At 43.4% G+C, this 23,820-nt stretch carries 17 protein-coding genes and 2 pseudogenes; 2 read left to right on the forward strand and 17 right to left on the reverse strand.

Annotated elements, in window-relative coordinates; all coding sequences use genetic code 11:
• Positions 1–138 precede the first annotated feature (138 nt).
• From LXO72_RS05640 to LXO72_RS05675, 8 genes and pseudogenes are all read right to left on the reverse strand, one after another.
• Positions 139–3,387: pseudogene (locus tag LXO72_RS05640) on the reverse strand (SspB-related isopeptide-forming adhesin); the annotation flags it as partial.
• Positions 3,388–3,725: 338 nt separating this feature from the next.
• Positions 3,726–4,223, reverse strand: coding sequence for a beta-class carbonic anhydrase (locus LXO72_RS05645; protein WP_023024580.1), 498 nt, complete (start codon positions 4,221–4,223; stop codon positions 3,726–3,728).
• A gap of 289 nt (positions 4,224–4,512) precedes the next feature.
• A pseudogene (locus tag LXO72_RS05650) lies at positions 4,513–5,207 on the reverse strand (TIGR00266 family protein).
• Between the two features lie 82 nt (positions 5,208–5,289).
• Complete coding sequence (gene radA / locus LXO72_RS05655; RefSeq protein ID WP_442805158.1) at positions 5,290–6,651, reverse strand: DNA repair protein RadA; 1,362 nt, start codon at positions 6,649–6,651, stop codon at positions 5,290–5,292.
• A gap of 13 nt (positions 6,652–6,664) precedes the next feature.
• Complete coding sequence (locus LXO72_RS05660; protein ID WP_233331778.1) at positions 6,665–7,222, reverse strand: histidine phosphatase family protein; 558 nt, start codon at positions 7,220–7,222, stop codon at positions 6,665–6,667.
• Positions 7,182–7,628 carry a dUTP diphosphatase gene (locus tag LXO72_RS05665; RefSeq protein WP_233331863.1) on the reverse strand — a complete coding sequence of 149 codons (447 nt, stop codon included), beginning with the start codon at positions 7,626–7,628 and terminating at the stop codon, positions 7,182–7,184. The genes LXO72_RS05660 and LXO72_RS05665 overlap by 41 nt, the downstream gene beginning before the upstream one ends.
• Positions 7,629–7,866: 238 nt before the next feature.
• Positions 7,867–8,556: a gamma-glutamyl-gamma-aminobutyrate hydrolase family protein gene (locus LXO72_RS05670; protein ID WP_233331779.1), complete on the reverse strand. Its 690-nt coding sequence runs from the start codon at positions 8,554–8,556 to the stop codon at positions 7,867–7,869.
• Between the two features lie 157 nt (positions 8,557–8,713).
• Complete coding sequence (locus LXO72_RS05675; protein ID WP_233331780.1) at positions 8,714–11,521, reverse strand: SpaA isopeptide-forming pilin-related protein; 2,808 nt, start codon at positions 11,519–11,521, stop codon at positions 8,714–8,716.
• Between the two features lie 229 nt (positions 11,522–11,750).
• On the opposite strand from LXO72_RS05675, the gene LXO72_RS05680 reads away from it, so the two are divergent.
• Entirely contained in the window at positions 11,751–12,767 is a 1,017-nt protein-coding gene (locus LXO72_RS05680; RefSeq protein ID WP_129269872.1) for an NAD(P)H-dependent glycerol-3-phosphate dehydrogenase, read from the forward strand.
• Between the two features lie 60 nt (positions 12,768–12,827).
• Positions 12,828–13,739 (forward strand): UTP--glucose-1-phosphate uridylyltransferase GalU, encoded by a 912-nt coding sequence (galU, locus tag LXO72_RS05685; protein WP_233331781.1) that lies wholly within the window; start codon positions 12,828–12,830, stop codon positions 13,737–13,739.
• A gap of 352 nt (positions 13,740–14,091) precedes the next feature.
• On the opposite strand, the gene LXO72_RS10195 is transcribed toward galU, so the two are convergent.
• The 9 genes from LXO72_RS10195 to LXO72_RS05735 form a co-directional block, all read right to left on the reverse strand.
• Positions 14,092–16,701, reverse strand: a complete 2,610-nt coding sequence (locus LXO72_RS10195; RefSeq protein ID WP_325167120.1) for a C69 family dipeptidase — start codon at positions 16,699–16,701, stop codon at positions 14,092–14,094.
• Positions 16,702–16,943: 242 nt separating this feature from the next.
• Positions 16,944–17,618, reverse strand: coding sequence for a rhomboid family intramembrane serine protease (locus tag LXO72_RS05700; RefSeq protein WP_233331782.1), 675 nt, complete (start codon positions 17,616–17,618; stop codon positions 16,944–16,946).
• Positions 17,602–18,141 carry a 5-formyltetrahydrofolate cyclo-ligase gene (locus LXO72_RS05705; RefSeq protein WP_233331783.1) on the reverse strand — a complete coding sequence of 180 codons (540 nt, stop codon included), beginning with the start codon at positions 18,139–18,141 and terminating at the stop codon, positions 17,602–17,604. The genes LXO72_RS05700 and LXO72_RS05705 overlap by 17 nt, the downstream gene beginning before the upstream one ends.
• Positions 18,142–18,153: 12 nt before the next feature.
• Positions 18,154–19,287 carry an N-acetyldiaminopimelate deacetylase gene (locus tag LXO72_RS05710; protein ID WP_233331784.1) on the reverse strand — a complete coding sequence of 378 codons (1,134 nt, stop codon included), beginning with the start codon at positions 19,285–19,287 and terminating at the stop codon, positions 18,154–18,156.
• A gap of 60 nt (positions 19,288–19,347) precedes the next feature.
• Complete coding sequence (gene dapD / locus LXO72_RS05715) at positions 19,348–20,046, reverse strand: 2,3,4,5-tetrahydropyridine-2,6-dicarboxylate N-acetyltransferase (protein ID WP_195550580.1); 699 nt, start codon at positions 20,044–20,046, stop codon at positions 19,348–19,350.
• Positions 20,047–20,255: 209 nt separating this feature from the next.
• On the reverse strand, positions 20,256–21,170 hold the full coding sequence (locus LXO72_RS05720) for a hypothetical protein (RefSeq protein ID WP_154854325.1): 915 nt from the start codon (positions 21,168–21,170) through the stop codon (positions 20,256–20,258).
• A gap of 69 nt (positions 21,171–21,239) precedes the next feature.
• Positions 21,240–21,908 carry a hypothetical protein gene (locus LXO72_RS05725; protein ID WP_129269862.1) on the reverse strand — a complete coding sequence of 223 codons (669 nt, stop codon included), beginning with the start codon at positions 21,906–21,908 and terminating at the stop codon, positions 21,240–21,242.
• 260 nt (positions 21,909–22,168) lie between these two features.
• Positions 22,169–22,915, reverse strand: coding sequence for a hypothetical protein (locus LXO72_RS05730; protein ID WP_023024614.1), 747 nt, complete (start codon positions 22,913–22,915; stop codon positions 22,169–22,171).
• A 10-nt stretch (positions 22,916–22,925) separates the two neighbouring features.
• Complete coding sequence (locus LXO72_RS05735) at positions 22,926–23,657, reverse strand: hypothetical protein (RefSeq protein ID WP_233331785.1); 732 nt, start codon at positions 23,655–23,657, stop codon at positions 22,926–22,928.
• Positions 23,658–23,820: the final 163 nt, after the last annotated feature.

The raw sequence follows: 23,820 nt of genomic DNA on the forward strand, positions 1-23,820 counted from the left end.
TATTGTATCATATTGCAAGACGTGATTTCAATGCTTTCAAGAAATAACAAAAAGGCCCCACTCCTTAGAGCGAGGCCTCCTTGTGGAAAACTAAACCATTTACGATCCTAACGGGAATCGTTAGTGTCTACCACTTGTTTAGTCTTCGTTTTTCTTGCGTCTTGCAAGACCAGCAAGTCCTACCAAACCAAGAGCAGCGCCTAACAATGCAGCAGAAGCTGATTGTTCTTCACCAGTAGAAGGAAGTTCTGGTGCTGGCGGTGTTACCGGTGGTGTTACCGGTGGTGTTACCGGTGGTGTTGGTGGTGTTACCGGTGGTGTTGGTGGTGTTACCGGTGGTGTTGGTGGTGTTACCGGTGGTGTTGGTGGTGTCACCGGTGGTGTTGGTGGAATTACCTTGTTGTTGAACTCAGTATCTTCCGGTAATTGAGAAGTTGCTGTTAAGACTTTGCCTTCTTTAGTAACTGTTACTGTTACTGTAGCTACCATCTTATCGTATTCAACTCCTGCTTCAGTACCTTTAACCTCTTCCACAGTGTAAGTGTAAGTTTTAGCTTCTTCATCTCCACGTTTGAACTCTAATGCAGAGAACTTGATGTTTCCTGATGCATCGTTCTTAACTGTTTCGATAACTTTTCCATCTTTATCTTTAAGTACGAAGCTAAATTCACCTTCTTTTAGCTCACGTCCTTCAAGTTTCTTAGTGAAGTTAAATTCAACTTTAGTTGAGATGTTAACGACACGTTTTTCTGTTGGTTTTTCTGGTTTCTCAACAGATTTCTTAGTTGGATCGTATTGGTGAACAGTTTGTGAAGCAGTGTTTTCGATATCTACACCATCTTTAGCTGTTGCTTTGATAGTTGCAGGGATCTCAAACTTGTAGTAACGTCCGAATGCCAATTTAGCAGTGTCGATTACTGGAGTGTTTTCTGCGTCTCCAAGTGACTTAGTCAAGTCTGTCTTAGAAGTTGCAGTAATCACACCATTTTCAACCTTGATATCAAATTTAGCTGTCACATCTTCTCCTGTTACAGAGTCGTATGCTTTAATTTCTGCTACGTTGACGTCTAAGTTTTCGCTGTCATATTTATCTGTTACACCTACAGATTGAATATTGTGCGCTTCAGTGAACTTAGTTGTATCCAACCATACTTGGTAGTATACTTTATCACCCTTCTTAAGTGTCTTCGTATTGATATTTTGAGCTTCGTTGTTATCATCCTTATCGGCATATGGATCTTTATTAGTATCCGCTACCTTGTCTGCTAACTCTTTATCATCGTCAACAAGTTTGTCACCTGTAATATCGAATTTAGATTCATTCAGGATATACTTCTCTGGGTTGAATTCTGGAGTTTCTGGTGGAGTCACCTTGTTGTTGAACTCTTTATCAGCGATATCGCCTACAGTAGCTACAAGAACTTTAGCTGTTCCATCGTGTTTAACTGTGACTGTTACATTCGCTTTCATCGCATCATAAGTGACAGTTCCGTCAGTACCTTTCACTTCTTCAACTGTGTAGTTGTGTACGCCTTCTTGACCCTTCTTGAATTCAAGAGCTTTGAACTTAACGTTACCAGCCGCATCATTGCTTACAGTTTCAAGAGTCTTACCTGTTGAATCTTTAAGAACGAAGCTGAATTCGTTAGCTTTAAGCTCACGACCTTCTAATTTCTTAGTGAAGTTGAATTCCACTTCAACTGGTACGTTGTTGACACGTTTTTCTGTTGGTTTTTCAGGTTTTTCAACTTTCTTAGTGGTTGGGTTGTAGTAGTTTACAACTTGAGCCGCAGTATTTTCGATATCTACACCAGCTTTAACTGTTTGTTTAACTGTTGTTGGAATATCAAATTTGTAGTAACGTCCGAAGGCGAATTTAGTTGTATCGATGATTTGAGTATTTTCTGCATCGCCAAGTGACTTCGTGAAGCCATCTTTAAGGGTTGCTGTGATTACTCCGTTATTAACTGTAATATCGAATTTATCTGTTACTTCTGCACCTGTTACTGAATCGTAGGCTTTGATCTTAGTAGAATCAAGATCCAACTTCGCTTCATCATAGTCATCTGAGATTCCTACTGATTGGATGTTTTCTTTGTTAGTTTCAGAGAATTTAGTTGTATCCAACCATACTTGGTAAACCAACTTATCGCCACGTTTAACAGTCTTGGTGTTCAAGTTTTGTTTTTCGTTGTTAGATGCATCGTCCGCATATGGGTTCGCATTGGTGTCTGCGACCTTGTCTGCCAATTCTTTGTCATCATCAACGAGTTTGTCACCTGTGATATCGAATTTCTCTTCAGAAACAACGTATTTCTCTGGTTGGAACTTAGGTTCTTCCGGAGGAGTTACACGGTTGTTGAACTCTTTATCAGCGATATCACCAACAGTAGCTACAAGAACTTTAGCTGTTCCATCGTGAGAAACAGTTACTGTTACATTCGCTTTCATGGTGTCGTATGTAACGGTTGCGTCTGTTCCAGCTACTTCTTCTACAGTGTAGTTGTGAACGCCTGCTTGTTCTTTCTTGAATTCGATAGCTGAGAACTTAACGTTTCCTGCCGCATCGTTGCTTACAGTTTCAACAACTTTACCTGTTGAATCTTTAAGCACGAAGCTGAATTCGTTAGCTTTCAACTCACGGCCTTCCAAGCGTTTAGTGAAGTTGAACTCTACTGGTACTGGTACGCTGTTGACACGTTTTTGAGTAGGTTTGTTTGGAGTTTCAACCTTCTTAGTAGTTGGGTTGTAGTAGTTTACAACTTGAGCCGCAGTATTTTCGATATCTACACCAGCCACCACATCAGCTTTCACTGTTGTTGGGATGTCGAACTTGTAGTAACGTCCAAATTCGAATTTAGTTGTGTCGATAACTTGAGTGTTTTCTGCATCACCAAGTGACTTAGTGAAGCCAGCTTTAAGAGTTGCAGTGATGACTCCGTTATTAACTGTAATATCGAATTTATCTGTTACATCTGCACCTGTTACTGAATCGTAGGCTTTGATCTTAGTAGCATCAAGTTCCAATTTCGCTTCATCGTAGTCATCTGAGATTCCTACTGATTGGATATTGTCCTTGTTAGCCGCGTCAAATTTAGTTGTATCCAACCATACTTGGTAAACCAACTTGTCGCCACGGTTAACAGTCTTCGTATTCAAGTTTTGAGCTTCGTTGTTTGATGCATCGTCCGCATATGGGTTCGCATTTGTATCTGCGTACTTGTCTGCCAATTCTTTGTCATCATCAACGAGCTTGTCGCCTGTGATATCGAATTTTTCTTCAGAAACAACGTATTTCTCTGGTTGGAACTTAGGTTCTTCCGGAGGAGTTACACGGTTGTTGAACTCTTTATCAGCGATTTCGCCAACAGTAGCTACAAGAACTTTTCCTACTTTTAATATGGACAAGGGGCGAGTGTCAAAAACAGATCTTGTGAGGTCGCGCTCAACAAGTCTACCAATAGCATTGTCAAATAGGCACTGATACCGCACATGATAACATAATCCGTTTTCACAAACAAATCGCTAAAAACTTTTTTCATCATAAAATTCCTCCAACTGATATTTTATCATAATTTTATACTTCAAACCTAGTTTGGACTAATATTTTTGGAATCTATTCATCCATTTAGTTCCTTCGATTTTCACTCCGTCTGATCTAGTTTCATAGTTTTGTCTTTGCATACAAAAACCGTTAGGCAAAAAGCTAACGGTATAAGTTTAAGTCAATCCGTCACCTCAGTGATCAATCCTGTATCGACATCATAGACAGCTCCTGAGATAATGACATCGTCTGGAATCAGCGGTGAGGCTTTTAAGAGAGCGACATCCTCCCGGACGCTCTCGTAAATATCTTGAAAGGGTAGGAAGTCTTGGTCTCCAACATCAACTCCCAGTTCCTTCTTCAGATGCTGACGGAATCCTTCATTCTCAAAGGTTTGCGCTCCACAGTCTGTATGGTGCAAGACCACGATTTCTCGAGTCCCCATCTGTTGCTGTGAGATGACCAAGGAACGAATCATGTCCTCTGTCACGCGCCCTCCTGCATTCCGTAAAATATGGGCATCCCCCAGAGCAAGCCCCAGTGCTGGTGCGACGTGAAGGCGAGAGTCCATACAGGTCACAATGGCTACTTGCGTTTTCGGTTTGATTGGAAGATGGAGGTCTCCGTGCAATTCAACATAGGCTTGATTGGCTTTTAAAAAATTCTCAAAATAGGACATTAGAAACTTCCTTTCTGGTTGGTAAAATAGTTTGAATGCCAAATTATTTACACTCTATCTTACCATCTTTTTCCCAAATTGTCAGTTGTCAGCCTACATGAAAAAGAGAGTGAGACAGAAATCGGTAATTCGTTAGAATTCGATTTCGTCGTCCCACCTCCGCACAGTTGAGTAGGGCTGTAAAAGCTGATGAAATCAGCGTAGTAGAGCACACTCAACCACTGCGTCTTGCTCGATAATCCAAATACAATTGAGAGGCTAGGACTTTTGTCCCAGCCTCTTTTATGCATTATGATCGTCTTGGTAAATAGCGATTCAGCAAGCCAGCAAAGGTCTGAAGGTTGAGACTTTGAACATAGACCTCGCCAGTCCCTCTAAAGGTATTGACAACACCCTCACCTGTTCCGATGGATTGCCAGAAACCATTTTCCAAATGGATATTATAATCCAAAGACTGGCTCCAAGCAACGACATGGGCATTATCGATGGTGATTTCTTGATTGTTTAACTCGATTTTTTAATAGAGCCATAGGCATTCACCAAGAGGGTCCCTTGCCCTTGGGTCGTCATGACGAAGAATCCTCCCTGGCCACCAAAGAGAGCCTTACCGATCGATTGGGTTTCCATTGTATAGTAAGCTGTACCATCCAGTGCAAGGAAGGCACCATCATTCAATCGATACTGCTTTTCACCCAAGTAGAGAGGCACCACCTGACCTGGTGAGTCGGGCGCCAATGCTAGGTATGCATTATTAGACTGGGCAAATACCTGGGTAATAAAGGTGCTTTCACCCGAAACCATTGACCGTCCAACTGCTTTCACAAAGCGTCCCACACCAGAGCCACTTGCATTCAATTTGGTGTTGAGGGTCACATTAGGTGTATGGTAGACCATACTCCCCCGTTGAATATAGACAGTTTCACCTTGATTGAGAGATAGCTCGACCAAAGGGAACTGCACATTGTTATCTGTAAAAAATTGCAAAATAAGTAACCCCCTATGTTTAGTAAGTATAGAAAAAGTATAGCACAGGAAAAACCTTTTTGCAAACGATTCCAAGACCTGGTTAAGAAAAGACTTTTTTCAAAACTTCCCCTACTGTGGAAACTGCTATCACTTGAATGCCATCTGGAATCGCGATCCCTTGGAGAGAATTTTTAGGCACATAAATCTTGGTGAAACCGAGCTTAGCAGCTTCATTGATCCGTTGCTCGATCCGATTGACTCGGCGGACTTCTCCGGTCAAGCCCAACTCTCCAACGAAACACTCTTGCGGGTTGGTTGGCTTGTCCTTGTAGCTCGAGGCAATGGCAACTGCAACCGCTAGGTCGATAGCTGGCTCATCCAACTTGACACCACCTGCAGACTTGAGGTAGGCATCCTGATTTTGAAGGAGTAAACCTGCGCGTTTTTCTAGCACCGCCATAATGAGACTAGCCCGATTGAAATCAAGCCCTGTCGTCGTCCGCTTGGCATTTCCAAACATGGTTGGTGTCACCAAAGCCTGCACCTCCGCCAAAATCGGACGCGTCCCTTCCATTGTCACAACGATGGACGAGCCAGTCGCCCCATCCAAGCGTTCTTCCAGAAAGACCTGGCTCGGATTGAGGACCTCAACCAGTCCACCTGATTGCATCTCGAAAATCCCGATTTCATTAGTGGAACCAAAACGATTTTTGACTGCTCTCAGGATCCGGAAGGTGTGATGGCGTTCCCCTTCAAAGTAAAGCACCGTATCCACCATGTGTTCCAGCATCCGCGGACCTGCCAAGGTTCCTTCCTTGGTCACATGCCCTACGATAAAGATAGCGATGTTATTGGTCTTGGCCAGCTGCATGAGCTCAGCTGTCACCTCACGCACCTGAGAAACAGACCCCTGCACCCCTGAAATCTCAGGAGACATAATGGTCTGAATCGAATCGATGATGAGGAAGTTAGGCTGGATGCGTTCCACTTCTGCTCGCACGCTTTGCATATTGGTCTCAGCATAGAGATAAAACTCACTGTCGATATCCCCCAAGCGCTCTGCCCGTAACTTGATCTGCTGGGCCGACTCCTCGCCACTAACGTAGAGGACCGTTCCCACTTGGGACAACTGGGTCGATACTTGAAGGAGCAAGGTCGATTTCCCGATCCCTGGATCTCCCCCGATGAGGACCAGACTTCCTGGTACCACACCGCCTCCAAGGACGCGGTTGAATTCCTCCATCTCCGTCTTGGTCCGGTGAACATTGATAGAGGTCACGTCCGCCAATTTCATGGGTTTGGTCTTTTCACCCGTCAAGGATACCCGGGCATTCCTAACTTCTGCAACTTCGACTTCCTCCACAAAGGAAGACCAAGAACCACAGTTAGGACAGCGCCCTAGGTATTTGGGTGAATTGTAGGCACAATTTTGACAAATAAATGTCGTTTTTTTCTTTGCGATGATAAACCTCTTTCTAAATCTCTATCTCACACTCAATCACTTGGCAAAAATCAATCTTCTCATTTGGCACAAACTGGCGCATGAGCATACGATGGGTAACCACTACAAGCTTTTGATAGTCTCGGTACTTGGCCAACGATTCAATAAAGCGAGCTCTCATATCCTCAGCGGTTTCATATTGAATTGGGCTATCCGGAAGGAGCTTCCCATTATTTTCTAGAAACAGAGTCCGAGCTGTTTCAAAATTCTCTATACCACTTTCGTATACCTGCCATTCGTGCAATAAGGGTTCTACTCTCAAAGGAAGTCCAGTAGCACAAGCCAGATAAGAAGCTGTTTCTAAAGCTCGCGTTACTGCTGAAGCTACTAGTAGATCAGCTGATTGCAACAAGGGGTTTTGGCAAAGGTCCTGAGCCTGTTTCCTTCCCTTCTCAGATAAGGGAGCTAAATCCATTCCAAATCCGGAATAAGCACGCTCCTCTAACACACGATAATCTGGCTCCCCATGACGGACAAAGATAATCTTCATCTTAGTGCCCTGTTGACCCAAATCCACCAGTCCGCACGCCATCTGCTTCATCCCCATCCGCGATTAAGAAAGGAGCAAAGACAGCCTGAACCACACGTTCCCCAACTTCAAGGATAACTTCCTGGTCGGTAATATTTTTCATCTGAGCAAAGATATGGCCTTCATTTCCTGGATTGCCGTAGTAGTCTCCATCGATAACCCCAACAGAGTTGATCAAGACCAGACCTTTTTTACGAGGGTTAGAGGAACGGTCATAAAGATAGAGTACTTCAGTCGGTTGCATATAGGCCTTGACCCCAGTTGGGACGAGGACGATTTCCCCAGGAGCAATCACCGTGCGCTCTGCCACCTTTAAGTCGTAACCAGCTGCATGGGCTGTCTCCCGTTTTGGCAGTAAGTCCTGATTGGTATAGCTTGATACAAGTTCAAATCCACGAATTTTAGTCATCATGATTCCTCTTTCATTCTAAAACGTTTCTATCTCTTCTATTATACCATCACTTTAGCGAACCGTCTCCTCAATTCTACTATTCGTATTTTTTCTGACAAAGACACAAAAGCCCCCTCAACCGAGGAGACTTTTGCAGGAGATTATATGAAAAAAAGTAAACTGTATCAAACAAAGTTAGGAGGTCTTTGTTGATGAGACTAGTTTACCTCTTTCTCCTTAAAAAATCCTAAAGACTTTACAATTCTTTTAACAGATAGCGGAAGAGTTCGAGATTGCCTTTTTCTTCTTTGACTAGGAACTCTGGATGCCACTGCAAACCGATGATGCGATGACCATCCACTGCTTCGATGGCTTCAATGGTCTGGTCGCGTGGGTCAATGGCTGTCACTCGAAAGTTAGGCGCCAAGTCCTTGATGCTTTGGCGATGAACAGAATTGATCTGGCTGGCTTGTCCAAAGAGACGCTCCACCACACTGCCTTTTTTGGTCTCAATCGAATGAGAAGTGCCAAAAGGAAGCCCTTGCCAGTGCCCTTCCACTTCTTGATGGAGAGTCCCACCGAAGGCCACATTGACGAGCTGAACTCCTCGGCAGATGGCTAGGACCGGCTTATTTTGACGGACTGCTTCTTTTAACAAGGCCAATTCAAACTGATCGCGCTCGAGATTGTAGTCATCACTATCGATGGCGATCTCTTCTCCATAAAAGCTAGGATGGACATTTTGCCCCCCACTGAGGATAAGCTTGTCCACTGTCTCGATGTAATCTTTGGCAAAAGACGGATCTCCCACTGGGATAACCATAGGAAGGCCACCTACTTGCTTAATGGTTTCCGCAAACTTACAAGATACAGACGAATGGATATTTTTCCCATCTGGATCCACTGCACATAGATTGGCAGATACTCCAACAATCGTTCTACACATGGCCTTCCCTCCTTTGATATTTCTATTCCCTATTTTATCATCCCACTTCAAGAGCGTCTAATATGTATTTTTTAAGGGCTTGATAAATATTTTTTATCACCTATAGACAAAAAAACAGGCTTGTCTAGCGAGGCTAGAACAAAACCTGTTTTAATGATTAATTTTCACGCTTTTTATAAACCAAGGCGCTTCCAGCTACTGCCAAAGCAAGTCCTGCAGCTACTAGTCCTTCACTCATTGATTGACCAGTAGAAGGAAGAGATTTCTTACCTTCTCCCTTAGGAGGGTTGTTTGGAGTTTTCTCATTGACAACATTTCCTTTGTCTAGAACCAAATCCTTCGCTGCTTCAAAATCTGCTGCTGAGATCTTGATTGGAGCCTCTAAAAGTTGGTAACCTTTCGGTGCTGTCAATTCTTTCACTACATAGTCCTTAGCTTCAAAGCCTACAAAGCTTACAAGACCATTAGCATCTGAAGTTGCTGTCGCTTGACCTTCGCCGTAAGGGTTGGCAACTGGAGTTGTACCATCCTTTTCGAATAGGCCGAAGACCGCACCTTCCAAAGCTTTACCTTCACCATCAACCTTGTGAAGTTGGATAGTGTAAAGTTTAGCTTCTGGCATGTCATTAACTGGTGGTGTTGGTGGGATGGCAGTAAATGGTTTATTCACCACACTACCCTTATCAACTACCAAGTCTGCAGCAGCATTCAATTCTGACGCAGAAACTGTGATTGAAATCGTTGACAATTGGTAACCTTCTGGTGCTGTCAACTCTTTCACCACATAGTCCTTCGCTGTAAAGCCTACAAAGCTGACAAGACCATTGGCATCTGAGGTTGCTGTCGCTTGACCTTCACCGTAAGGGTTGGCAACTGCTGTCACACCATCTGCTTCAAAGAGGCCGAAGACAGCTCCTGCTAGAGCTTGGTTTTCTGCATTGACCTTATGAAGTTGGATGGTATAGAGTTTCACTTCTGGCTTCTCAACAACTGGTGGTGTTGGTGGGATTTCACTTGTCACAAAAGTATTGATAAATGATTTCTTCGCACCATAGGCCACTGTTGCGCTGATGGTATTGCTTGCATCATCTTTCGTAACCGTTACTGTCACTTCGATGCTAGCTTGGTCGTAGGTCATTCCTTTTTCTTGAGATGTAGGGATCACTTCCTTAATCGTGTAGTGGAAAGTTTTTCCTGCATCTTCTTGTGAATAAGAAATTTCATCAAATGCTACTGAACCATCTGCAGCATTTTGTTTTGTTTGAAGAACTTTTCCAGCTTCATCCAACAAGCTAAAGCTGAATTCGCCATCCTTCAAGGCACGGCCTTCTAAAATCTTGCTGGCTGAAATCTGAGCTTTTGCTGGACTTGGAGCTGAGTAAGTATTTGCAAAGACCTTGCTTTCTGGATAGACAACTGTTGCTTTTAGATTGTCTCCATCTTTTGTTACCTTAACGGTTACTTGTTTTTCGGCTGTATCGTATGTGATACCTGGGGTAGTCCCCTTGACTTCCTTCACAGTGTAAGTGTGTTCACCTTCTGCTGTGTAAGAAACAGATTCAAAGGTTACTTTACCAGCTTTGTTGGTAACAGTTTGAAGTTTGTTAGTACCTTCGTACAATTCAAAGCTAAACTCACCGTCTACCAAGTCACGACCTGTAAGGGCCTTATCTAATTCGATGACCGCACTGGTTGGTGTCGGTTCTTTAACAATTTTCTTGTTTGTAACTTTTTTAAGAGCTGTTTTCGTTGTTCCAAAATCTTCTGCTTTGACTTCAATTGGAGTTGCATCCAATTCATATCCTTCTGGAGCTTTTGTTTCAACTAATTGGTAAGCTGTGTTCAACAAGCCACCAATACCTGCTTCTCCCTTTGCATTGGTTGTCAACTTACCGACAACGGCACCTGTTGCAACACGGATCACGTTAAATTCAGCACCTGCTAAAGCAGTGTTTTCATCCTGGCTATCAACTTTCTTGAGGTTGATTGAGTAGGTATAACCTTGGGCTTCCCCACCAGCAGTTTGATAAACGAACGGGTTGCTCTTCGTTTCAGTAACTTTTTGAGCCTTCAAGGTTACATTGTTAAGGAACTCTTCCCCATTTGCAGGTGTATAAGGAATCTTGACCTTATAGGCAATCGAGTAACCTTCACCTTTGGCTACATTTCCCAGGCTGATATTGAAGCTCTTCTTGTCTGCTCCAAACTCAACTGGCAAAGAAACAACTTGCCCGTTTTTCAAGGCTAATTTATGCGAACTGTTAACGACCCAATTCCCTTTTTTAATCACAAAGGAATCTTCTACATAGCTCATTCCTTCTGTTTGCAATTGGTCAGTTACAATCGCTTCTGTTAAAGCCGCATTCGCTGCATTGACACGCACTTCATATTGACGTGTGATGCTGCCATCTGCTAAGGTTTCTGTTCCCCAGCTAACCTTATCCAAAGTCTTTTCAGCATTCCCCGGGTCAACTACGAAGTCAACTTCTCCTACAGGGACAGGATTGTTGTCCACATTCAAGGTGATTGGCACCTTGCTTGGAGATTCAGTTGCCGGATCTACCCGAACTGCAAAGAACATGCTTCCTGAAATATCTGATTTCGTTTCCACATAATCTTCATAAGTCAGGGTGATGGTTTTGTTGGTAGCATTAATGACCGCTTTCGCAACCACAGACTTACCATCCGGACTCATGACATCAAATGTCTGATCCGAGATAAATTTTAAATTCTGAGGGAGGGTAATGACCGCTTGATCCCCAGATTTGACCTCCTGCGGAACATTGAAAGTTAGATCAACCTTAATGTCCGTGTACTGGTCCACGGGTGACTTAGCAGGTGTGATCGTTTTACTTGTAATTTGGATCTTTCCTGTTGCGCCATCAGCATGGGCCGATCGAATTTCGGACAAACCAAAGACACTAGCTAAAACTAAGGTCAGTATTAATTTTAAGCTCTTTTTCATCATAAACTCCTTTTTCTTTTTGTTTCTCCTATATATCACTAGCTAGAGTAATATATGAAAGGAATTTTATCATATTCAACATATAAATACAAGAATAATTTACTAAAATTACCAACATTTTTTCAGTTATCATATTATTTGCTTTTCCTATGAAATTCAGCTAGATTCCAAAGCTTTTTTCTCTATAGTATGGTAAAATAGAAATGAAATCTTCACGAAGGAGAATACTATGGATAAACAAACCGTTGCGGTCATCGGTCCTGGTTCTTGGGGAACTGCCCTTTCTCAAGTCCTCCACGACAATGGCCATGAAGTGCGGATCTGGGGAAACGTCCCAGAACAAATCGACGAAATCAATCAAGAACATACCAACAAACGCTACTTTAAGGATGTCCTGCTAGATCCAGGGATCAAGGCTTACCACAACTTGGACGAAGCTCTTTCTGGAGCAGATGCGGTCCTCTTTGTCGTCCCAACCAAGGTGACACGACTCGTTGCCAAGCAAGTAGCTGAACTCTTGGACCATCCGGTCAAGGTCATGCACGCGTCCAAAGGGTTAGAACCAAACAGTCACAAACGGATTTCTCAAATCTTAGAAGAGGAAATCCCTGCTTCTCTACGTAGCGAGATTGTGGTCGTGTCTGGTCCAAGTCACGCTGAAGAAACCATCGTTCGCGACATCACTCTGATCACAGCAGCTTCTAAGGATTTAGAAACAGCTCGTTACGTTCAGGAGCTCTTCAGCAACCACTACTTCCGCCTCTATACTAACACAGATGTGATCGGAGTAGAGACAGCCGGTGCCCTGAAAAATATTATCGCTGTTGGTGCTGGAGCCCTCCACGGACTTGGATTCGGAGACAATGCCAAGGCTGCTATTATCACGCGTGGACTAGCTGAGATTACCCGTCTAGGAGTGAAACTTGGAGCTAGCCCCTTGACCTATAGTGGACTATCCGGAGTTGGGGATCTGATCGTGACAGGCACTTCCATCCACTCTCGTAACTGGCGAGCGGGAGATGCCCTCGGTCGCGGTGAAAAACTAGAAGATATCGAAGCCAACATGGGTATGATCATCGAAGGAATTTCAACCACTAAGGCTGCCTACGAACTTGCCCAAGAGCTAGACGTCTATATGCCGATCACACAAGCCATCTACCAAGTGATTTATGAAGGGCAAGACATCCGCGAAGCCATCAACTTCATGATGAACAACGAATTTAAAGAAGAAAATGAGTGGAACTAAGGGTTATTTCTTACTACTCAGTCAACGAAACCTTCATTCTTTAGTTAGAAAGGAATTATTATGATAAAAGTTAGAAAAGCAGTCATTCCTGCGGCTGGACTTGGAACGCGTTTCCTACCTGCAACCAAGGCCCTGGCCAAAGAAATGTTGCCAATCGTGGATAAGCCAACCATCCAATTCATCGTTGAGGAAGCCCTTAAGGCTGGCATTGAGGATATTCTCGTTGTCACTGGTAAATCAAAACGTTCAATTGAAGACCACTTTGACTCAAACTTCGAACTTGAGTACAACCTCAAGGAAAAAGGAAAAAATGACCTGTTGAAACTAGTCGATGAAACTACCGGGATGCGCCTCCACTTCATTCGTCAAAAACATCCGCGTGGCCTTGGAGATGCTGTCCTTCAGGCTAAGGCCTTCGTCGGAAGTGAGCCTTTCGTCGTGATGCTGGGTGATGACCTGATGGATATCACAGATGATACAGCCACTACTCTCACCAAGCAATTGATGAATGACTACGACGAGACACATGCTTCAACCATTGCCGTCATGAAAGTTCCTCATGAAGAAGTTTCTGCTTACGGAGTCATTGCTCCTCAAGGGGAAGGCATCAACGGACTCTATAGCGTTGAAACCTTTGTCGAAAAACCGACACCAGAGGAAGCACCGAGCGACCTTGCCATTATCGGTCGCTACTTACTGACTCCTGAAATCTTCCAGATTTTGGAAAACCAAAAACCAGGCGCTGGAAATGAAATCCAATTAACTGATGCCATCGACACCTTGAACAAGACCCAACGAGTATTTGCCCGTGAATTTAAGGGCAGACGTTACGATGTGGGGGACAAGTTTGGTTTCATGAAAACATCTATTGATTATGCCTTGAAACACCCACAGGTTAAAGATGATCTCAAACAATACATCATTGATCTTGGAAAAAAATTAGAAGAAACAGGAAAAGTGACCGAGGAGTAAAAAATGCTCCCCTCGAATTTTCGACTATGAAGTAAAGAGACCGGACTAAACGTCCGGCCTCTTTTTAGTAGTGCATAAAAAGCTCAGCTACTTCTTAAAAAAATAATTTACTATTTTTTGAGTCATTGAAGAAGGAACTGGAACTTTCCGCAGTGAGAAAAGTACTTGAACCATTGGTGTTTCAAGTACTCGGGAGTTTTGGAACCTTAGATCCAAAACTAAGTCATGGAATTTCTTCGAAGTTCGCTGACGTCCGTACTCACCTAAGGAAAGTTTCTAAGATCACTTTATATTCAATTTGAAAGACCGGACAATACGTCCGGCCTCTTTTCATTTCTTAAAAAGTTGCTTTTTAGGCCTTGTTCTGTTTGCGTTTTTCTACATAGAAGGCAAATCCAAGTGCACTAATCAAGACACCGCCGATGATACCAACCATTGAAATGGTTTGTCCAGTAGATGGCAATTTCTTGCTTTCTGTTTTTTCTTCTACCTTGGCTGCTGTTTTGTAAACAACTCCATAAGATGAGAAGTGATTGGTTGTGAAGGTTACCTTGCTCTTGTCTTCATTCAAGCTGAACTGGTAAGTCTCAACCTTGCCATCTTCTCCAATGCCTACAACAGATTCTACTTCTTTAGTAGGATCAACTGGCATGGTCACCACAGTTGGGCTGAATTGATGAACGGCTCCATTTTGATTCGACAACTGAATGTCATAAATCTTATAATCTTTACCTTTAAGAGCTTGGACATCCTTCAAAACAGCAACTGCCAAATTAAAGCCACCTTGGGCAAAATCTGGGTTTTGCAGGGTGATTCCAGTAACAGGATCTACTAAAATATAGGAATTCGTCGGAAGAACTGGACGATTGTTTGTTGTTGGAGCAGGGACAATCTTAGTTGATGTGTTTACATTCTTGTTTGGATCGGTACTTGGTTGAGTTGGCTTGGTTTCGTCCTTGCTTGGTTTAGTAGTTGTAGTTGTTGTCGTGGTTTCTTCCTTACTTGGATCGGTAATTGGCTCACTTGTCGTAGTTTCTTCCTTACTTAGATCGGTAATTGGCTCACTTGTCGTGGTTTCTTCCTTACTTGGATCGGTAATTGGCTCACTTGTCGTGGTTTCTTCCTTACTTGGATCGGTAATTGGCTCACTTGTCGTGGTTTCATCCCTACTTGGATCAGTAATTGGCTCACTTGTCGTGGTTTCTTCCTTACTTGGATCGGCAATTGGCTCACTTGTCGTGGTTTCATCCCTACTTGGATCGGTACTTGGCTCACTTGTCGTGGTTTCTTCCTTACTTGGATCGGTAATTGGCTCACTTGTCGTGGTTTCATCCCTACTTGGATCGGTACTTGGAGCTGTTGTCGTGGTTGCGTCCGTTGGATCCTTGTAATCATCTGGAAGAGATGCCCGGTATGGATCATCCGTTCTACCTGCTTCTTTCAAGGTAGCTGAAAGTTCAGCTTCATATTGTTTAAATTGTTTGAACAGACGTTCAGAACGCGCTATTGCTTCGGCAGTCACTTGATCCTCTGCCCCTTTTGCAGCTGCTTCATCAGCTTTCAAAGCAGCATATTTTGCATCACTCACTTTTTGTTCAATAATGAGCTGTTCTTCTAGTGCTTTCCAGTGATTTTGGATAGATTTTCCAAAGAGATCTTGGTTATTGATGGCCATTTGGTCGATGTGCCAAACTGTCCAATACCATGAATTTGGATCATAAGTAGCTGTTTGAGGTTTAAAGGCTTCGTAAGTATCTTTTACGTTTCCATAGAACGGAACATAAGGGGTATTCCGTGAAGGACCCATTCCTAGCCAAACTGTACCACCAAATGATTTTGGAAGGTTTGGATTGATTTGATAGACATGGGCATCGATAACATTTTCGTTTCCTAAAGCATATTTATACTGGTCTTTACGAACAGTATCGTTGCTACCATCATCACCTTGCTTCTTAACACCAATTTGATCATCTGGTACAAAGCGTCCATTCAAGTGTTCAAAACGATTCCGTTGTAATGCAAAAGCATCTTCTAAGGTGTATTTTTTGTTTGGATCGGTTGGCGAACGGAAGAGCTCATACTCATCATCCTCATAAGTAACTTTAGAGTCTGGATCTAGCAAGGTGATTCCTGCATAGGTCCGTGAGCGGTCTCCTTCAGCATATTTCTCTGGGCCATAAGATTTAGCAATATGGAAGTTGCCATCTTTATCAGTCTTGTAGTTGCCAGATTCCTTGGCTACTTTTTCAACATCTTTAGAGGCAATGACATTTTCAGTATCATTCAAATCAACATGACCTAGGTAGTAGGTATTTGCAAAGACTGCGTACTTATCTTCTGGCACCTTCACCGCTACATATTGGTGACCAGAAAGAATTTCCATATACCAGGTTTCATTTTGGTCTGCAAAGACCACCACGTTTCCTTCAGCTGAACCTTTTTCTTCGATAACCTTAGCCAGTAATTCAACCCCTTCACGGGCAGTTTTAACACGTGGTAAGATAACATCTAGCATAGCTGATTCTGGAAGTCCGTCAGCTTTCAAAGGATCCGTTGTCAAGACCTTCTTATTTGGGATAGCTGTCACTGTCGCAGTCATGGATACTCCGGCCTCATTAAAACCGTGTTCCCCGAAAGCACCATTGCTACCGTCACCACGAGCAGAGTCATAAGCAGCTGTGTATTTCATTTCGTTGGCAGCATGCGGGTAGGTGAATCCGTTGGATTCATCCTCGATTTGATCTCCCTCATTATAGTTCTTGGCATCGACAACAACATAGTTTTTGTTGTGTTTTCCGCCATTTGGATAATAAGGATAGTCCTCAGTCCGACCAAAAAGGGTGGTACCATCCTTGGTTAACTGGCGACCAATAATAAACCCACAGCAGGCCTGAACGGCTTGAATTGGTAGGAGTAAGAACGTCATCGCTACCAAAGCTAGTTTAAACAACCATTTCTTCATCGCAAATCTCCTTTTTGCTTATTTTATGTCCTCAAGCGTTTTTTGGACACAAGAAGGTTTTATATACCACCAGTCTACTCTTTTCCAATCAACATTGCAAGCGCTTTCTTTTTTACATTTTTATTCATTTATTTGTGATATTTTTAGCTTTCTCTATCATTTTTAAGAGATATATACAAAAAAACTGAGACTTCACTCAGTTTTCAGATAATTTACAAATGTGCTACAAATCCTTGGAAAGACTAAGATATAAGAGCCCAAGCATATAGAAGACCTGCAACAGCTGTATAAAGGAGCAGAGCTCCCAAGCGCCAGCTTTTTTTCACGCTATCTCGCTCAACATAGACGGGAAAGACAAAGGCTAGAATCCCTCCTCCTACCAAGCCTCCTAGGTGACCTGCTAGACTAATCCCGGGCATAAAGCTAAAGAAGATATTGACCAAGATCAATGAAGTATAACTTTGGCTCAGATACTGAATGTAGGGACTCCGAGCAATGAAGCGCAAACTGGCAATAGCCCCAAAGATACCGAACAAAGCGGTAGAAGCCCCAGCTGCGACGACTTCTGGAGAAAAGGCCAAGACAAAGAGATTCCCCATCAAGCCAGATAGCAGATAGAGGGCTAAGAAGGCCTTTGAGCCAAATAAATCTTCAGCGATCCTTCCGAGGAAATAGAGGGTAATCATGTTCAAAACAAAATGCTGCAAGCCAATATGAACAAACATGGCAGCAAGCAAACGCCAGCTCTGACTCGGGTCTACCTGAATTTCAGCTCCTAGGACACCCCCAAAATCATAAACAGTCTGGACAGATTCATAGTTAAAGCCACGAACCAGCAACATGGATAGAAAAACGCCGGTTGTTAATAGAAGCAAGCTACTGGTCACTGGGTATTTCTTATCAAATAGTTGATTCATCCACTAGAACCTCCTTAACAGGGATATCATGGGGAGCAGGTGAAAAGTCTGCTTCTTGGCAAGCATAGATGGTGCTGACGGTCGCTCCGTCAAAATCTGCCAAATAGCGATCGTAATAGCCTCCTCCATAACCCAGCCGATAGCCATCCTTTTGAAAGGCTACTCCGGGAACATGGATTAGGTCAATCTCCGACTTATCTATTGCTTGAGTCCCATCCTCTGGTTCCATGAGGCCAAAGGATGTTTGTTTCAACTTCTGAGGATCATAGGCCACAAATTCCAGGCGTCCTTTTGGATAGGTTTTCGGAATGACGACCTGCTTGCCATCTGCTTGAGCTGCGTCAATCAGAATACTCGTATCCACCTCATGCGGGAAGGACAAATAGGACGCTATAACACTTGCTTCTTGGTAAGCTGACAAAGAGCGTAAACGCTGGATCAAGGCTTGATCGGCCCTTCGCTTGGTCTCCGACTCCAAACCTTTCATCTTCTTCAACACACTTTTTCGAATACTTGCTTTCATTTCCATCTTTCTTTATTGATTAGCTTTCATTTGTAAGAAAGGACTAATGGCCTTTACACCGAAGGACAAGGCCTCTTCCTTGGGACTCATCTGAGGATGATGAAGGGCATAAGGACTGTCTACTCCCAACCAGAACATGACCCCATCCACTTTTGACAAGAGATAACCAAAATCCTCTCCGGTCATCGCGGGCAGGATATCAATCAAGGTGACATCTTCTGCTTGATCAAAGAAGGTCATCAGTTCATCTGCCAAGTCTGGATTGTTTTCCACTGGCAAATAGCCCCCTTGCTTGAGTTCCAAGTCTATGTCCATATCAAAAGCAGCTGCAGCTCCTCTCGCAATCGTCTCGAGTCGCTTCTGGGTCAAGAGGTTCATTTCCATGGTCAGGGTCCGAATCGTCCCATGCAGAAAGGCCGTCTCCGCAATGACATTATTGGTCGTCCCCGCATGCATGGAACCAAAGGTCACAACTGCTCCCTCGATAGGATCGACATTACGGCTGACAATGGTTTGAACCTGGGTGACAAAATAGCTGGCAGCAACCAAGGCATCCTTAGCTTCATGCGGAAAAGCGGCGTGTCCACCTTTTCCTTTAAAGGTCAGCTTCACTTCACAGGTCCCTGCAAAGAGGGTCCCCCGATTGGTCGCAATCTCACCTACCTTTAAGTCTGGTCGGACATGGAGACCGTAGAATTGATCAGGCAGCCAGTCTCCAAAGGCACCATCTTCATACATGAGCATGCCTCCGGCTTCATTTTCCTCGGCTGGTTGAAAAAGGAACAAGAGATTGTTCTTAGGCTGTTCTTGGACCAGTTGCTCCAACAAGCCCAAGGCTAGGGTCATATGAACATCATGGCCACAGGCATGCATCCGACCTTCGTGACGGGACGCAAAGTCAAGACCAGTCTGCTCAACAATGGGCAGTCCATCAATATCCGTCCGCCAGCCAATGGTCTTTTCGGGATTGGAACCCTTCAGAAAAACCAGGATCCCCGTCCGCCAGGTCCGTTGCTCAACGAACTCTTTTCCCTCGGTGATTTCTGCAATGCGCTCCAAAAGATAGGCTTGTGTTTTAAATTCTTCTAGTCCAATTTCTGGGATTTGATGCAGGTCCCGTCGAATCTTTACTAAATCAAGTATCATATTCGTCTTTCTCTTTTGAGAAGAAGCCGAGGTATCCCCCAGCTTCCTACTTCTATACTCTTAAAGGTTACGCAAGGCATCCTCAAGTGCTGTTTTTTGTTGCGTCTGCTCGTCAATGGTCTTGATAACGCGCGCAGGTACACCGGCTACCACTACATTTTCAGGCACATCCTGGGTAACAATCGCACCTGCCGCTACGACAGAGCCATTTCCAACTTGAACCCCTTCAATGACGACGGCATTGGCTCCCACCAAAACGTTATCCCCGATTCGGACTGGTTCTGCAGAGGCTGGTTCAATGACACCAGCTAGAACCGCTCCTGCCCCGATGTGGCTGTTTTTACCAACCGTTGCACGGCCACCAAGAATAGCTCCCATATCGATCATGGTCCCTGCACCAATTTCAGCACCGATATTGATGACGGCTCCCATCATGATCACCGCATTGTCTTCAATGGTCACCTGGTCTCGAATGATCGCACCAGGTTCAATCCGAGCATTCAAATAACGCTTGTCCAGCAAAGGCACCGCCGAATTACGCCCATCTTGCTCTACGATATAATCTTTATTTTCTGTTAAGTTGACAAGAAGGGGCTCAATCTCTTTCCAGTCTCCAAATAGGACATTGCCTAGTTTCACAACGGATGCTGGAAGATCTCCTGCCAGTTCCCCTTCGAAGGTTACTTTTACATTGGTTTTCTTTTCTGCATTTCCGATAAAGGCGATAATCTCTTGTGCAGTCATTTTTTGTGCAGTCATGGCGATACCTCTTGTTCTATGTAGTCAGTCCTCTAGGAAGATAAACTCCTTTTGAACTCTTAGATTTTACTATTATAGCATAATTTGCAAGAATTCTTTCTCATCTAAAAATTTCATCAAAGCAACACGTTCTGGACCAATAGAGACAAGTAGAGAGGCCAGAATTTTTTGACAACCCCTAAATAGGAATTCTCAGATGATCTTATCGATTATGATTTATCCTCAACACTCCTTATACTCTTCAAACGGAATCTTCCCCCAGTTTCATCAAAAGACATAAAGACACTCATCTTATCCCTTGTAGTATAGACGATTGTAATTCGTTTGACTCCCCCAATAGCATAATTATTATGCATAAAGTCAGGAGTTCCTAATTCTTTTACAGCTTCTGTCAACTCTAGACCTTCTTCAGATGAAGCTTGCAAAGCCTTATAGTCTTTACTTGTTTTCGTGACTTCTCCTCTAAAACTTTTCCTAGTATAATAGGTCACACTACTGAGTTCCATAGAATCTTGTTCTTTCTGAAAATTAAGAGACAAGCGCCCTGTATCCCCGACGAGCTCATATTCTAATCCGATTCTCTGGCTACCGTCGGAGCTAGAGGACAGGTGACCAGAGACCGCTTTCCCAATCTGATCGACAATCTGCTCTGGCGTTACATTAGGTTCATTCGCTTTTCTCACTAAAGAAATGAAATCCTCTATGGACAATTCAATTCTGTGGTCCTTGTCAATATAAGGAGAATCTTCTCCAAAAAATGTAAATTCAGTTTTTACGGATGAATCTGTTGGGAGCTTCTCAGTCTTTTTAGTGGTTGAATAGGAATCTCTTTGATGGGAAAGGTATCTTACATAGTGGAGAGCCCCACAAAAGAGACACACAATGACGACAAGACCTATCCCTAGCTTCAGGAGACCACTGCGACGAGAAAACCAGGATGCTTTGAACTGGCCCATTTGGGATGCGTATACTCGATCTGATCTCGAATATTTGTCTTCCTCAAATTGATCTTTGGATTCAAATACCTCTCCTTGTGGTTGACCTTCTGAAAACACCTCCGGTACTTTTTTATTCCCCCCTGGCACTTTTGACCATTCTCGTTGAATTTTTCTACCTTTTTGCATTTCACTCTCCCTTATTCTCGTTTCTCAGGATGGAAGAAAACGGAATGAGACTCCTCCTTCTCACTTTAGTTATTCTTTTTTATCCTTTAATTTCGTCATACTTCCCAAACGGAAAAAATCTCCATCTTGATCAAAATACAAGGTAACTCGCATCTCATCACTTGCTTTATAGGAGATAGCAATTTGAGCCTCCGTCCCAGGTAAAAAACTGGAATAGAGCCAATCTGGTACTCCCAATTCTTTGATAGCTTCCATCAACTCCACCCCCTCTTGACCTGGCTGAGGAATAAGAGCACTATAATCATCACTTGTTCTTTCAGTTGATTCTCTCTGGCTTTCTAGGGTAAAATACTGAATCGAATGCAGAAGGAGGCGATTCTCCTTTTCACTAAAATCAAAGTCCAGTGCTGCTTTATTATCGGTAAGGAGATACGTCAATACACTTCCTCGACTACCATCAGAGTCTATACTCACATATCCATCTCTTGCTTTTCCTAATTGGTTGAAAATATCATCCATAGTAAGGTTGGCATCATTAATTTTTCTAATGTATGCGACAACCTCCTCTATATTGATATCAATTTTATGATTTGGGTCTGTATAGCGAGAGTTTTTATTAAAAAGATTTTTAAATTCCTTATCTGATAAACGAGCCTCTGTCCCCTTGCTTAATTTTACAGAGTGAGAATCATGCGCAGGTGATTTCACATATCGAGACACAATGTTAAAAAGGAACAAGAGGAACAGACCTCCTAGCACTAGCTTGAAGAAAATAGAGAAATGAGCTAAGTAAGACTTCTTAAGCACACTTTTTTGAAGATTCTCTCCACCATTTCGCTTCCCTGTTTTTGCTTCTTTGACCCTGCTTGGTAGTTCCATCCTATCATTCTGCAGATTACTTTTTGAAGAGAGCTCTGAAGAGATTTTATTTCCACCTGGGACCTTAGTCCATTCTCTCTGAATCTTTCTACCTTTTTCCATTCAATTTCTCCCCTCTATCAGGTAAGACTTGTAATCCCTTGAGAGTCCACCTGGCTCTTTCGCAACAAATAGCAAGAACCATCCATTATTTTAATCTCTAATAAATAAGATTTCCCCTTCTCATCCTGAAAGGATAGTTGAAATCCTTCCTGATCAGGGCTGATTTGGCGTCGGACGAAGGATTGTAGGCCCTGATAGCTACCTAGAAGTGCTTTAAGATCCATCTTTTCTCCAGGTTCTAAGCTCTGGTAAACTTTTTCTGAAAAAGCTTTGTTCCCCTCCCGGTCTAGATTGGCTAGACTGGCGTCGATCTCTTCTAGCAGATAGCTCCCATCAGCCCCCTTGCTAAAAAGCAAACGGATGGAGGCTCCCTTTCCCCTATCGTCCCATCGATAGAGCAGGGAGAGACTGGGTTGCTTGCTTGCTGTAGATTGAAAGAGAACTTTCTCTTGGGGGTGCCCCATCTCCTTCAGAAGGGTCTCCAGGCGACTTCCAGTCTGCTTCAGACTACCGTTTTGGTTCTTTATCGATAGAGGGAAGCGCTCGATCTGTTCCAAGGTCCATGGCGAATCCTTTTTTTCATTCGTTTCTTTTAAGAGTCGCTCCCCTTGAAATTCTTTCGCTTTAAAAGTTGATAAGTTCTTTATTTCACTTATCGCTGTAGAACTTTTGGGTGGATGACTAAGGACCTCTAGACCCATCCCTAAGAGGAACGCTAGCAGCAGGAGACCAGGAATTTTTAGCTTCTTGATGACTGTATCCATTTACTCCTCCTTATTCGACCTTAACTAGATGATAGTGAGCATCTTTTTGGGCTTGCAAAGTGAGAAAGACGAGCCCCTCTTGTGCACGGTAGGTTAGGACCAAAACTGTCTTTCCATCCTTATGATTCAAAAGCAATGATTGTGGCAAGCCAACCTTTTGTAAAATGTCTTCTAGTTTCATGCCAGTTTTCTCTTTCCCACTAGCAAGACTGGTCAAGGCTGCCTTTTTCAGCTGTTTACTTTCTAAATTGTGCTTAGAGCTTGGTTGATAGCCCTGAATAGCTGTTAGATAGTAGCCATCCTTCATATGGGTAAATTCAAATTGGTATCTATCTCGACCATCTTGTGTCGTTCCATAGCTGAGACGAAGGAGCTGCGTTCTAGCTTTTGACTCCAGCCGAGCTTGCTTAGCTCCCCCTAATTTTTTGACCAGGGTCTCCGGTGTCGTCCCCTTGGTGCTTAGCTCACCAGTCCCATCTCCTATTTTAAATTCTAGCAATTCCTCCAAATGCACCCCAACTTCTGGTCGATCTGATTTCGCCAGGAAGGCCTGCAGATAAGCTTCTTCCTTACGAAAGGTCACTTGCTGGTCTGGATTTAGCTGGTCTTGTGGACTCCCAGAAGCAGCAAGCCCGTATCCTACTCCCAGCATTCCGAGGAACCCTAAAATAATCCCTCTTTTTTGGATGAAAGCTAAGAGGGTCTTCAGATGTTTTCTTGTTGTTTCCTTTACATTATCCATTCTGCGATCGTATCTGTATCCCTTTCCGTCCAACTGTTCACACCTGTTTCCTTTGGCAACATATCCTACTATACCATAAATAGCCCGTCCCCGCTAGAACAGAGAAGAGAGTGGGACAGTTGAGTAGGGCTGTAAAAGCTGATGAAATCAGCGTAGTAGAGCC

Origin of the sequence: Streptococcus sp. XMC (assembly GCF_021341835.1) — a bacterium.
Taxonomy (GTDB): domain Bacteria; phylum Bacillota; class Bacilli; order Lactobacillales; family Streptococcaceae; genus Streptococcus.